11 protein-coding genes are annotated in these 12,959 nt (G+C 41.2%); 2 read left to right on the top strand and 9 right to left on the bottom strand.

Annotated elements, in window-relative coordinates; genetic code table 11:
- On the top strand, nucleotides 1–539 hold a 539-nt coding region (locus HP439_RS13355; RefSeq protein ID WP_172390836.1), incomplete at its 5' end, for an STAS domain-containing protein.
- A 26-nt stretch (nucleotides 540–565) separates the two neighbouring features.
- Here the strand turns inward: HP439_RS13355 and HP439_RS13350 are convergent.
- Entirely contained in the window at nucleotides 566–829 is a 264-nt protein-coding gene (locus tag HP439_RS13350) for a hypothetical protein (RefSeq protein WP_172390835.1), read from the bottom strand.
- A 319-nt stretch (nucleotides 830–1,148) separates the two neighbouring features.
- Nucleotides 1,149–1,385: a hypothetical protein gene (locus tag HP439_RS13345; protein ID WP_172390834.1), complete on the bottom strand. Its 237-nt coding sequence runs from the start codon at nucleotides 1,383–1,385 to the stop codon at nucleotides 1,149–1,151.
- A 415-nt stretch (nucleotides 1,386–1,800) separates the two neighbouring features.
- Between HP439_RS13345 and HP439_RS13340 the strand changes: the two genes are divergently transcribed.
- Nucleotides 1,801–2,004: a hypothetical protein gene (locus HP439_RS13340; protein ID WP_172390833.1), complete on the top strand. Its 204-nt coding sequence runs from the start codon at nucleotides 1,801–1,803 to the stop codon at nucleotides 2,002–2,004.
- A gap of 79 nt (nucleotides 2,005–2,083) precedes the next feature.
- On the opposite strand, the gene HP439_RS13335 is transcribed toward HP439_RS13340, so the two are convergent.
- The 7 genes from HP439_RS13335 to HP439_RS13305 all read right to left on the bottom strand — a co-directional run.
- Nucleotides 2,084–3,313 carry a prolipoprotein diacylglyceryl transferase gene (locus HP439_RS13335; protein ID WP_172390832.1) on the bottom strand — a complete coding sequence of 410 codons (1,230 nt, stop codon included), beginning with the start codon at nucleotides 3,311–3,313 and terminating at the stop codon, nucleotides 2,084–2,086.
- A 62-nt stretch (nucleotides 3,314–3,375) separates the two neighbouring features.
- On the bottom strand, nucleotides 3,376–6,420 hold the full coding sequence (locus HP439_RS13330) for a SusC/RagA family TonB-linked outer membrane protein (protein WP_172390831.1): 3,045 nt from the start codon (nucleotides 6,418–6,420) through the stop codon (nucleotides 3,376–3,378).
- A 30-nt stretch (nucleotides 6,421–6,450) separates the two neighbouring features.
- The gene (locus tag HP439_RS13325; RefSeq protein ID WP_246229358.1) at nucleotides 6,451–8,136 is read right to left on the bottom strand and encodes a RagB/SusD family nutrient uptake outer membrane protein; all 1,686 of its coding nucleotides are present in this window, start codon (nucleotides 8,134–8,136) and stop codon (nucleotides 6,451–6,453) included.
- 20 nt (nucleotides 8,137–8,156) lie between these two features.
- Nucleotides 8,157–11,252, bottom strand: a complete 3,096-nt coding sequence (locus HP439_RS13320) for a SusC/RagA family TonB-linked outer membrane protein (RefSeq protein WP_246229357.1) — start codon at nucleotides 11,250–11,252, stop codon at nucleotides 8,157–8,159.
- Between the two features lie 46 nt (nucleotides 11,253–11,298).
- The gene (locus HP439_RS13315; RefSeq protein ID WP_172390830.1) at nucleotides 11,299–12,288 is read right to left on the bottom strand and encodes a DUF4961 domain-containing protein; all 990 of its coding nucleotides are present in this window, start codon (nucleotides 12,286–12,288) and stop codon (nucleotides 11,299–11,301) included.
- A 5-nt stretch (nucleotides 12,289–12,293) separates the two neighbouring features.
- Nucleotides 12,294–12,734: a DUF5004 domain-containing protein gene (locus HP439_RS13310; RefSeq protein WP_172390829.1), complete on the bottom strand. Its 441-nt coding sequence runs from the start codon at nucleotides 12,732–12,734 to the stop codon at nucleotides 12,294–12,296.
- Between the two features lie 11 nt (nucleotides 12,735–12,745).
- Nucleotides 12,746–12,959: RagB/SusD family nutrient uptake outer membrane protein (locus HP439_RS13305; protein WP_172390828.1), on the bottom strand; the 214-nt coding region annotated here is incomplete at its 5' end.

The raw sequence follows: 12,959 nt of genomic DNA, 5'->3' as shown, positions 1-12,959 counted from the left end.
CCGCTTTAGTTGGTGTAATGATGATGGTAGCCATCGGAACGTTTGAATGGGTAAGTTTCAGAATTATCAATAAAATGCCGCGTCATGATATTTTCGTGGGTATGCTGGTGGCTGTAATTACAGTGTTATTACACAATTTAGCATTAGCTGTACTAATCGGTGTTGTTATTTCAGCGTTGGTATTTGCATGGGAAAGTGCAAAACGGATTCGAGCAAGAAAATACCTCGATGAAAATGGCGTAAAGCATTACGAAATTTTCGGACCACTCTTTTTTGGTTCCACCGCCGCTTTCGCAGAAAAATTCGATGTATTAAATGACCCCACTGAAGTAATAATAGATTTTAAAGAAAGTAAAGTCGTCGATATGTCCGCGATTGAAGCCTTAAATAAAATCACAGAGAAATATAACAAAGAAGGCAAAAAATTGCATTTACGCCATTTAAGTGCTGATTGCAGGCGACTATTAAAAAATGCGGAATCGGTTATAGAGGTTAACATCATTGAAGACCCGACTTATACCGTGGCGTCGAATGAATAATTCTTCAATAGAATTTTAAAATCTATCTAACGCGTTAACGTATTTTCTTGAACGAAGACGGAACCGACCAGTACTTCATTATGAGTATTCAATGCGTCATCTATGATAATAATATTAGGTTCCGCGAAAGGCTCACACATTAAACGGTCAAGATATTCCCAAACATCGTCCACCCGCATGGCGTACCAAGACGGATCATAACTTGTCAAGGGCATCGGGGATTGCAAAATCGTGTATCCCTCAGATTTCAGTAGGTGCAATACATCATGGGTCAATCGAACAAATTCCATATATTCTGGTTTTTAAAATAGTCTAACTGGGCGCAATCAAGGGAATGACAAATGCGATGAAACAGGAAAACCCGATCGATTCACGAACCTTATATTCCGCTTTGTTGCCGATCTTTCACATTAAACACCTAAATAGTTAAAATAGTTCCATTTAAAATAAAATAAATCGTATTCTAAATATACAAATAGCTTCTCAAAAACATTACAAACGCTCAAAATCACGCGGGTTGGGGCTGATGAAATTCTTTTAAACAACAACCCCCTTTTAAAAAGGAGGTTGTCTTTTGTTTTTCTAACTAGGCAGACCTAATATTTGCTACTAATCGTGCCCAGCGGTTTTCACGATCTTGTTGTAAATGCCCAATAATAAGAATGGCGCAACCCATTGCCCAATAAATAAGGCATCTTTATCATCTTTCCAATTACAACATTTTAGTGCTGCCGAAATTCCCATAAGCGCTACAGCTGCTTTTAAAAAAAACAAAGATGGAACCTTTGCCGTTTGACTTTCGATTTTTTCCGTTAGTTTGCCTTCGTTTGCTGTGTCCATTGCCATAATACTCTAATTTAAATGTTTACACTTTTTTCATTAGAACGGACTACTTTTAAAATGGTTTCTTTTAATTTATATACGCAACACGAGCTTTCCATAGCCTACAAGAATATAATTCGACACTGATTTTTGTTTTAAGAGCTCGTGTTTTTTCAAATATCGTGAAATCTGCTCCTGTGGTACCATCCTATTTCTTCCAAGATGTATATTGTCTTATCTAACTATACGTCATGCATGCGACCATCACCTCCATATTTACCTCGGTGATCTCAGCAATGACGCAGCGACCTTATTGACTGTTGTCTATGAAAAGGAATATCAAACGAAATTTAGGGCGCAGAAATATATGCATAAAATAACTCAGGTCTGAAAAAAAATATAATGCATATATTTGTATATACATAAATAATAAGCAGTTATGGACAAGTTAACATTCAGAAAAACGGTAAATAAAGAAGAAGCGTTAGATATAAAATTTCAACAAGATACCAAAGAGTTTTATGACCTCATTATTGACTCAATCGATGAAATTGCAGAAAGCACTTTTTTAAAAATTACGCAAGAGCCCTTTGGTGAATTTGTAACCTTTAAAATAATCTACGCTGTAAAAGAAAGATCATAACGGTTCACGCTACCCGGTACCGAAACGGCGCCGAAAGTTAGTTTGTTTTACAAAACAGGTCACCTACCTACTGTGCTATTTAGCGTGCTCTTTCTGCGCCAACATCGCCGATCACCCGACTCCGTCTCTTGGCGTTTTCGGCCGTAACAGCCTCGCTGCAAACCCCTGTCCTATTGTGTTTTAAAAGCAGACACCCTGTTACTATGAAAGATAGTATTATCATAAAAACCCCAACTAATTGTGCCTCGGAAAGAGAAAACCCAAATACGTCAAACTTGTAATTCACCCGGATAAATTCGATCAGAAACCGTTCCATCCCAGCGATAAATAGATAAATAGCAAAGAGCAATCCAGGCATCTTAATTTTGTCTTTTACCATCCACAGCACGGCAAAAGCAAATAATATAATCACAGACTCATAGAAAGACGTAGGGAACACGCCTTGGGGAAGGATGTAGCAATATTTCCCCACACATTCCGGTATATATTCCCCCTGCTCAAGGACATTATGGGGGAAACGGAACGACCACATCCAATCGGGCAGCCATGTAAATGGCTTATCGGCATTATTCACCACCCCCCAATCTCCATCACCGGAAAGATGGCATCCAATTCTTCCAACACCGTAAGCGACTAACATTCCCAACGATCCTACATCAGCCAAATGCTGCCATCTCATTCCATTTTTTCTGCCGATAATTAAATAGCTTAAGGCGCCAAAAATAAGTCCCCCCCAGAATGTTAACCCTCCGAAATCTAATATTTCAAAATAGCTATGGGAATGATACAAATGGCCATTCTCAAAAATATTAAACACCTTCGCTCCAACGAAGCCGCTTACTCCCGCCCATAATAACATCGTGGGTAGAATCTCCCTTGGTCGTGCGCTCCTCATCTGAGTAAAAGTTTGTGAAAAGAGTAGACTTCTATAAATAAACGTAGTCATTATACAGAAACTCAAACAAATCAATAACCCTGCCGTCCAATCTCCCTGTGTTGAGAAGATAAAACGAACAGGATTGTAAGAGAAAGTTTCTTGTTCAATTAATGCTCCTACACCTTTATACCCAATCAAGAATCCGATACATCCGTATCCTAGAAATAGCATCAATTTCATTCGTGTTCCCCATCTTACTTTGCACTTAAACGTGCTAAACTGTAGCAATCTTTCTTTTCTTGCAAACTCGCTCCAGAATGTTAAGTACGACAGAATAAATGCTAACGTGACAAAAATTCCAAAGGTTGGGACCGGCCAAGAAAGATCTGTCCCAAACAAATAATTAACCAAGGATGAAAAAGTCGGAAACATAATATTAATATAATACAGCGCTTAAAAATAGATATTTTCAAGCACTGATATTTCCATTGGATTTAAAAGCCTATTTGGATACCTAAATTGACAACTCTTTGGTTTTGATAGGCGTCTCCAGCCGTATTCGAGGTTACCTCGGGATCCTGCTGATAGATAGAGTAGTTCGTCCATGTTAATAGGTTGTAACCACTTAGGTATGCACGCGCGTTATTTATCTTGAACGGCAACCAACGATCCGGTAACTGATAACCTAACTCCACCGTTTTTAGTCGAAGATAAGTGGCATCGATTAGCCAAAAATCCGACATATACGAGGAAGGGCTACTGATCGTTGTTGGGTTAGTGGTTAACCGGGGAAACTTTGCCGTCGTGGCCGTCTGAGGAGTCCACCTCTCTTGGTGTATAGGCTGAAACTGACTTTGAAACGGCTCAATGCCACTTCCGTAAACGCTAAAGCTGTATCCCGTGGTACCTTGCAATAACGCACTAATACTAAAACCTTTATAGCTACCACCTAAGGTTAATCCAAAACTAGTATTAGGTATATTCGGTCTGCCGATTATCGTCCTATCGTAATCGTCGATGATGTTATCACCATTAAGATCCTTATAGCGCAAATCGCCAGGCTGCACTTCATAGCCACCAGTAGGTTTAGGGCTTTCTGCAATATTTTGTTCGGTATAAAATCCGTCGAACAGATAACCAATAGGTTGATCAATCTGATGACCTGTCAAACGTAACCAGGGGTATGCAGGCATCGGCTCATCTTGGAATAAAATTTTGTTCTTGAAATACGTTAGCACGCCTTTTACATTGTAATTAAATTCACCGATATGGTTGTTATAGTTTACTTCAAATTCAACTCCGCGGTTACGAACGCGAGCAATATTCGAGGGGGACACGCCAACACCAATATGGATGGGTAATGACTGCGAGGCGACCAATTGATCGTAACGGATATTATTAAAGTAATCGACCACCATCGAAAACTTATTTTTCAGCAAGTTTATCTCCAGTCCTATGTCAAAAGAGCGCTGCTTTTCCCAAGTGACATTGGGATTTCCTAAGTTTCCTTCCACGATACTGCCAGAAGGCTGATGTGTCTCTCCGAATGAATAACCCAACCCTTCGTTATATACCTGTTGGTAGAGGTACCGGTCTCCAGCGACTTTATCTGAGCCAACAACACCGTAGGATCCCCTGATTTTAAACAAATCCACAAAACTAAACGCCTCTTGGAAAAATTTCTCTTCAGCTAAGTTGTAGCCTACAGATACTGCGGGAAAAAAGCCATATCGTTTGTCCGATTGGAAACGATCCGAACCATTGTAGGCCAACGTCAAATCCACGAGATACTTTTCCTTATAATTGTATCCAGTACGCCAAGTAAAGCCTTCAAAATTTTGCGGAATCCAATTCGTTTTTTTATCACCCTTGGTTTTATAGGATTCCCTATTATATAATAGGAGAGAATTGATCCGATGTACTCCAAAAGATCTGTCGTAATTGAAATTTGCTTGGAAATTCATCCGATTATTGTAGTCTCCTTGATAGGCTCGCAGTGTGTAATTTCCTAGAACATAGGGTGCTCCCCCTTTTAATTGATATGCGTCGGTATAGGGATAATACCGATAAACAGGAATTTCGTCGCGTGCCTGCTCCCGACCATTTGATTCTACACTTGCATAAGCAATACGAGTAGAAAAAGAGAGGCCTTTGGTGACAATATCTAACTCCTGCGTGCCCCCAAATAAAATATTAATATCATTTCTTCTATCTAGATTATAACCAGCTGTGGCTAACCTGGCATTGACCGTTGGTAACAGATCCTGCGTATCGTTTGCATAACTATATGAACCGTCCGGATTAAGGAAAGGAGCCGACCAGGGACGAATCTTATTGAAATCAAATACTTCTCCGACGATGTTTCCCGCCCGAGGAGAATTTATTCTGTTAAAATTTGTACGGAAATCCAGTCGCAACTTCAAGCTTTTAGTCGCCTGTACATCAAGATTTGATCGAAGATTATACCGCCTATAATAATAGTTGTTGTTAATCTGATCCCCTTCGTTCGCGAAACTATATAAGTTGCCATCCTGAGAAAGTGCGCCTCCGGAAATAAAATATTTGATGCTTTCGCTCCCGCCAGAAATATCAACATTGGTATTGTATTGAAAACTGGAGGGTTTGAAAATACGTTCATACCAATTTATGTCCGGATGGCCATAAGGATCATCACCTGAACGAAAATGCTCTAACGCTTGTTCATCAAAAGGTTGGTTTGTATTGTCACCTTCCGTATTTGCGATAGCTTCATTCCAAAGTTGCGCACTTTGATAAGCGTTTAAAAACTTTAGCCTTGTAACAGGACTCTGCATCCCCATTTCCGAACGGACATTGATCCTAGGCTTCCCTGATTCCCCACGGCGCGTTTTAACAACAAGTACGCCGTTAGCCCCTTTAATACCGAATACAGCGGTTGTTGAAGCATCTTTCAAAATAGATATGCTCTCGATCTCATTGACGTTGATCTGAGACAACTGTTCATAGGTATATTCAATATCATCGACGATAATCAATGGTTGATTTCCCTCCGGATTTAATGAACTCACCCCTCGGATATAAAAATCAGAGGCATCCTTCCCAGGCTGGCCAGAGCGTTGCACAGAAACAAAACCAGGCAATCGACCAGTAAGGGCATTTTGCACGCTTGAGGTTGGCACATTTCGGATATCAGCCCCCTTAATAGAGCTGACAGCCCCTGTATTTGTCAATTTTTTGGTAGTACCAAATCCAACAACCACAACCTCATTAATATCTTGGCTACTCGGCAGAAGAATTATCTCAAGTTCCTTCTCTCCTTCGACGCTTCTCTGCTGAGTGGCATAGCCTACGCTTGTAAATGTCAACACGTTAGTCGCTTTTAGCGATATACTGAATCGTCCGTTACGGTCGGTTTGAACCGAAGTGCCTCCCCTCTCCGAAATAGTAACACCCGATAGTGGTCCGGAACTATTTTTTACAATCCCCGTGATTGTGGACTGCGCAAATATTAAAAACGGTACCCAGACCATTATTAATAAGATATAAATATCTTTTTTCATCACAATAATTTCTTTGGTTAATTGAATTGATTACCACCCTGGGTTTTGTTCCATTTTTGGATTTTTTATAACCTCATTGAAAGGAATCGGAGCCAAGTACATTTTCTCTTCAAAATTCATCTTCAAAACAGCAACGGGTTGTCGAATAGCGCCTGTACTTGTTCGATAAATAACAGCAGCATGCAAATCCTTATTAAACTCCACCTCCGCTTTCCTCCACCTGCGAACGTCGTAAAAACGATGCTCTTCAAAAGCCAGTTCCTTGCGCCGTTCTCGATGGATGACTTCTCGCATTTCTGCTTTAGTCAGCCCCGCAGGTAATTCATACGGTAATAACCCTGCCCGTTGTCGAATACTTTCAATAGCTTGATATACGCCCTGATCAGGTGACTCCAAACGTTCATTTCTCGCTTCAGCGTAACTCAAAAGTATTTCAGCATAACGAAAAAGAATATGATCGTGATTGACATTACTATAATTTACCGCCGACTCAAAATCACCCATAAATTTGCGTAAATAATAGCCCGTCTTAGTTTGTTGTCGTGATCCACCCGGCTTGTCCGCTCCGCCCTCAAACGTCTGAACGGGCCGGCTTAACCACATGGCTCCATCATAAAAGACGCTTGCGTAAAAACGTTTATCGCGTGCTACATACGGATCATTTTCATCGTACCCTGCGTTAGGATCAGTTATTTCCAAACCATTAGCCATACCAAAACAATCGACAAATTCCTGAGTAGGACTTGTCCTTCCATTATTTACCCCTGCCGCATATCCAATAGGTCCGTTATTATTTTCTACGTTGGTGTTGTTACCTCCCTGTTTGGAAAAGATCCGTTCGCGATTCCTGGTAATAAAAACATCCTTGAACTCCGGTTCTAAACGGAATAATTTGAGATCTATGACCTGCTTCGCCGCTGTTTCAGCGAGCTGCCATCTATCTGCTGAAAACGCTGAATACCCGGTAAATGGATTCTGCCCATCAACATTTTCACCATTAAACAACGGGCTAGCCGCATAAAGTAGGAGCCGAGATTTCAGAGCAAGAGCTGCAGCTTTCGTTGGCCTTCCATACATTGGAAGATCGAAAGGATCGACGCGCAGACTATCTTTTATCTCCTCGCATTCCTGAACTATATATTCTACACACTGCTCGAAGCTATTTCGTGGCAATTCAATATCGTCATCGAGCTGATAAACCTGATCGCCTAATAAGGGAATACCTCCATGACGTTTAAGCAATTCAAAATAAAACATCGCTCTTAAAAATCTCGCTTCGGCTTTCCAGACCCTTTTAAGGGGAGTACCATTCTGCAGCTGTCCTTTTAGCGGAACGCGGTCTATATTCTTGATAAAAATATTTGCTTTACGAATACCTTGGTAAAAAGAACTCCACAAATTATCGGGATAGCTGTCGGCAGTATAAGTCCCAAGAGCCAATTGCTGCACGGACGTATTGGTCGGATTAGAAGATAAAGCATCGTCTGTTCCTGCATCCAGAAAATCTCCTCCAACTCTATTTCCTGTTTCCGGCAAAAATCGATAGCAATCGCTCAGAAATCGATTAGCATTCACTCCCGCCGAATCCTTCGTATCAAACACCTGTTCTAACGTCTGCAATTCAATAGGCACAATTTCCAGGTCACTCTTACAGGAGCCGAAAGTATAAATCGCCATTGAGATCAACAGTGACCACTTAAAATTAATATATTTCATGTCTGTATCTATCCTTAGGTTTATAACTTTATATTTACTCCAAACACAATAGTCCGTTGTGCTGGATAAGATGTATCTCCCATTATCTCCGGATCAAGTCTCCCGTACGGCGTAAACGTGAACAAGTTTTGTGCGTTAGCAAAAACACGTAATGCTGACACCTTAATTTTACGGCTTAAATGAAACGGAAATGTATATCCTAAATCAACGTTTCTTACTCTTAGGTATTCACCCGAGCGTGTCCAGTAACTGGATGTATTGAGGTAAGGTGTATTGGTAGGGTCGCTGCCGACAGTAAGACGAGGATACGTTGCTGATTCACCCGTTTCAGGAGTCCAACGTCCCATCATATATTTATATCCTTGGCTTTCACCGTTGCTACCGAATGAATAGTCTGTCTTTTGGTAGGTGCGATTAGCAACGCCCTGAAGGAGGATACTAAGATCAAATCCTGCTATGTTAAACCCAAATGTGGCTCCGTAATATAAAATCGGTTTTGTATTACCAATTGCTGTTTGATCATAGGTATTGATGATCCCGTCATCATTCAGGTCAACCAGCTTAACGTCTCCCGGATACACCGGATTTCCACCCAGCAACGGGGCAGCTTCGGCTTCCTGCTGAGTTTGAATTAGTCCATCAGCTACATAACCGAACGTCTGTCCTAAAGGCATACCGGTGCGACGATTCCACAGGTATTTTTGGAACACTTCATTCATATAAAGCACTTCCGTGCGCATACGAGATGCGTTGGCGGTAATGAAGTAATTGAACTTTCCAAGATGATTCTGATAACTCAAGCTAACCTCTTGCCCTTCGAACAAATTTTCACCGATATTCTCATTTGGGTAACTTATACCAATCAGTTCAATCGTTGATCCCCGCTGTTGAAGAAGATCGTAATATCGATCCCTATAATAGTCTACTGTAAACCGAAACATCGAATCCCACAAAGAAACATCGAGACCAATGTTGAACTTTTTTCCTTTTTCCCAGGTGGCATTTACATTCGCTAGTCCCTGCTCGATTATGCTATTGACATATGAATATTCCGATCCAAAATTGTATCCGTTGGCGCCGTCCTGTCCGTAAGACGAGCGCCAGCTATAGTAACCCAAAGCACCTTCATTCGTATTACCTGTATGCCCATACGTTGCTCTAAATTTTAACTGGTCTACCCAATCGGCATTATCGGAGATAAATGACTCTTTTGCCATGTCCCAACCCATACCCATCGCATAGAAAGTTCCATACTTTCTGTCCGGCTGAAAGCGGTTAAAACCGGAATAATTTACCGCTAATTCTCCAAAATACTTTTGTTGATAGGCATAATTACCCGTTGCTGCGAAATTGGTATGAATAGCTGGCAAATCGAATTGGTAATTTGCCGTCCGTTGATCTACGAATATTTTCCCTCCGAGCTGATGATTCTCATCAATTTGTCGATCATACCCAAGGGCTCCCTGAAAGTAAAAGAAATTAGCCGTCGAAGTTGTTGAAAAAGAGTTAGGTTGATCGGAAATATCGCCATAGCGGATATATGTCAGTTCACCGGCTTCATTATAACGCGCATCGAAAACGGGCTGTAACCTACTCCTGTCTACAAAACTGGAAGAGGTAGAAGAAACATTGACCCTCCCTTTTGCGTATAACCCCGGCAACCACTGGTCAAACTTATAATTGAAATCCAGATTGGCAAATACATCGCGAGTGTTATCGATAAGGTACCCCGAACCCGTTGCTTGCTGATAGAGATTGCTCCTGAATAGCGATGACCCGCCATAAGATCCATCCTCATTAAAGATAGGATAGGCATTATTAGGCGTATTATAAAGAGCGTTTAAAATATTTGAAGTTCCTGCCCCTGGCTGCCTTCCATCCTGAATACGACCAAATAGCTGCAAGCCAATAGTGAAATCTTTTGTCACATCGACGTCGATGGAACTGTTTATCAAATAACGACGTTGACTCACATTTGTAGGGTAATCAAACTCGTCCGAGGAATTGAACATGCCTTCTTGATCAAGGTAACTGAGTGACAAGGCATATCTGGCATTTCGAATACCGCCATTTACACTCAGATTATATTTTGTAATCGGACTACCGCTTTTTAGAACCGCATCGTACCAATTTATGTTAGGATAAAGTAGCGGAGAAGTTCCGTTCTGATAAAGACTAAAATCCTCGCTAGAATATACCGGCTGACGACCACTATTCAATAATGCTTCGTTATATAAATAAGCGTACTCGTACGCATTTAAAGGTTCAGGTCTTTTTAAAGCATGCTGCATCCCCGTTTGCGCTGTAAAAGAAATACGCGGAGGGCCCGCCACTCCTTTTTTGGTACGAATCTCCAATATACCTCTTGAGCTACGCTGTCCTAATAAAACTGACGATAACGCATCTTTGGCAATAGTGATTGACTCGATACTTTCTGGGTCAATAGAATATATTTCCCGCTGCACGCCGTCGATAATTGTGACGGGTTGTTGCCCGCGCAAGTTGAAGAGAACTTCACTGTTATCGCTAAGACTTGAACTATACTTTGTAGCTTCACTGGGCAACGAACCCGCCAAATCATTATAGGTAATCGCCGCTACTCGAGGGGACCGAAATCCACTTATTTCCTGCGTATATAGACCTGAAGTCCGTCCCGTCAATGCATTTAAATAAAGTGAAGTGGGTGTGCTTTTAAGTTGGTTATTGTATAAAACGGATACCGCTCCTAATAAATTTGCATTTGTTTTTTTATCATTAAAAATTTGGAGCGTGTCGCTCCGCTTGAGATAACTACTCACCATGGCAATTTTAAGTCCAGGCTCAGCTTTTACAACGTTAGCATAATAAGATGGATGCATAATAATAACATCGCCCCCTACGGCAAATTCAAAATGAACCTCTCCGTTAGCGTCTGTTTCCCCCAATAGTTTATGATCCCGCGAATAAACTTTTGCACCGGACAATGGCTTACCGTACTCGTCAAAGACTTTTAATAGGAGCTTTTTTTCCACATCCCTAAAGAGAACAGGCGAAACACCGCGACCACTCACACTATAGGTTCCGATCGGCAGCATTAGTAGCCCTATGAAAGCTAGCTTTATATAATGATTCAACATATTCAGATAATTTTTGATTAGTATTCTTTTTTGATGCTCCTAAAGATTACTCGCACCGAAAAGTATATTTAAATGGTTCGGCGGTATTACCGTATCCTACGACCTTCGTATCGGTCTGATCTGTAAAAAAATATTCCAATCGTGCAATTTGTACACCTTTTGCAATATTGAAGAATCCCCTGGGCCATATATCGATTAAAAACCGCTTCCCCTGCATGCTCGTGAGCCTCGTCTTTTCGCTAGATTCATTGACCTCCCCAATCAACTGACCCCCTTGATCAAATGCACGTGCATGTAGGTATACTTCATTTTCATTGTCTAAAACGGTATTGACGACTCCGCCATTGAAATTCAAGGTTATAATATCATTGTCTAGACTTTTTACAGGCTGAACGGTACCTAGTTGGGGGTTAACAAAATCAATCAAATCACCTTCTCCATCGGTGACTTGGAAAACCTCCGAAAAAGTGAATTTCTTATAATCTGTGTCCTCAGGTCGCAAATTCTCTATAGAAGATCCCACATAAAATCCTAAACGAACAAGCATATTCTCTGACCCTACATTACATTCTACTGCGACATTGAAATCGATATCCTCATTATTGGCAAACGTATAGGATTGCGTACTTCTGTAGACAATCCATTCAAAGTCATCCACTAGGTTAGGGCCTATTCCGAACATCTTTTTTGCAGCTTGATGCCAGTTCAAGCCCGATACAGGCTCTACCTCGCTATCGGGGATCAAACGCATGGTCCCGTTTCCCTTAGGACTGGTGTATTTCAGTACCGCATTCCGTCTCGCATTCCAATTTTTAGGCACCATAATACCCGCTAACAACTGCGTCGTATATGTTCCTGATCCTTCAATTCTTGGTTCGGCCCCACTATGCATAATAAAAGTTACTGTTTCTCCGGCTTTCGCCTGTTCGGGTATGGTCACTGTTAAGGATTTCAATCCGCATTGAACCAAAAATACAGTCAACGACAGCCCGACAAGAATATACAGGTACAATAGGTTTTGAATTGGTCTTTTCATGGTTCTTAATTATCTCGTTCGAAGTTGTATTGATATATGTTGCCGGAACAGCCTAGACTAAATGAAAGGCTTAGCTGCCGCTTTCCTTTTACCACGGGATATTGGAATTTCACAACGACCTCTTCCGCGCTACCCTCAGAAGTCATCAGTAAACTAAACGGGTATTGTGGGTCGTTCAACCGGAAAGTTCCATCCCCCACTAACACAAAAGGCAAAGGTTCGCCGATTGAATAGGTCCCATCCTCGTTAAAATTTAAACTGAAACCCGCCAAATCCAACCTTTGGCTTAGGTCTTCGCCATTTCTTGTTAATTGGACCACATTCCACTTTCCATTTATATTTTTCAACGGCTCATCTACAGCTACATTTGAAATTTCATCATCACAGCCGGTAACCAACAGATACCCAAATGCTGTAAGGAATGCTAATAATCGTTTAATCTTCATCTTATCGTCTTTTAATATCCAAGGTTTTGTAATAGATCGACTGATTTGGCCACTTCAGATTGTGGTATCGGCCACAGATACATACGGTCGGCAAATACTCTTTTTCTCACTTTAATCGTGTTGTAGGTCGTAATGGAGGAGATCCGCACCGGTTCGGTGCCATGGAGCTGTCTATTCTCAACAACTTCAGCTATTTTCCAACGGCGTACATCAAAGAAACGGTGT

It is taken from the genome of Sphingobacterium shayense, from assembly GCF_013179575.1.
In the GTDB taxonomy this organism is placed as follows: Bacteria; Bacteroidota; Bacteroidia; order Sphingobacteriales; family Sphingobacteriaceae; genus Sphingobacterium; species Sphingobacterium shayense.
Note: the sequence above shows the minus strand (reverse complement) of the source record. Positions and strands in the feature narration are given on the sequence as shown.

What these genes read in the sequence shown, in the direction of transcription:
- HP439_RS13350 (WP_172390835.1), bottom strand. Translation starts at nt 829, where the DNA reads ATGGAATTTGTTCGATTGACCCATGATGTATTGCACCTACTGAAATCT.
- HP439_RS13345 (WP_172390834.1), bottom strand. Translation starts at nt 1,385, where the DNA reads ATGGCAATGGACACAGCAAACGAAGGCAAACTAACGGAAAAAATCGAA.
- HP439_RS13340 (WP_172390833.1), top strand. Translation starts at nt 1,801, where the DNA reads ATGGACAAGTTAACATTCAGAAAAACGGTAAATAAAGAAGAAGCGTTA.
- HP439_RS13335 (WP_172390832.1), bottom strand. Translation starts at nt 3,313, where the DNA reads ATGTTTCCGACTTTTTCATCCTTGGTTAATTATTTGTTTGGGACAGAT.
- HP439_RS13330 (WP_172390831.1), bottom strand. Translation starts at nt 6,420, where the DNA reads ATGAAAAAAGATATTTATATCTTATTAATAATGGTCTGGGTACCGTTT.
- HP439_RS13325 (WP_246229358.1), bottom strand. Translation starts at nt 8,136, where the DNA reads ATGAAATATATTAATTTTAAGTGGTCACTGTTGATCTCAATGGCGATT.
- HP439_RS13320 (WP_246229357.1), bottom strand. Translation starts at nt 11,252, where the DNA reads ATGTTGAATCATTATATAAAGCTAGCTTTCATAGGGCTACTAATGCTG.
- HP439_RS13315 (WP_172390830.1), bottom strand. Translation starts at nt 12,288, where the DNA reads ATGAAAAGACCAATTCAAAACCTATTGTACCTGTATATTCTTGTCGGG.
- HP439_RS13310 (WP_172390829.1), bottom strand. Translation starts at nt 12,734, where the DNA reads ATGAAGATTAAACGATTATTAGCATTCCTTACAGCATTTGGGTATCTG.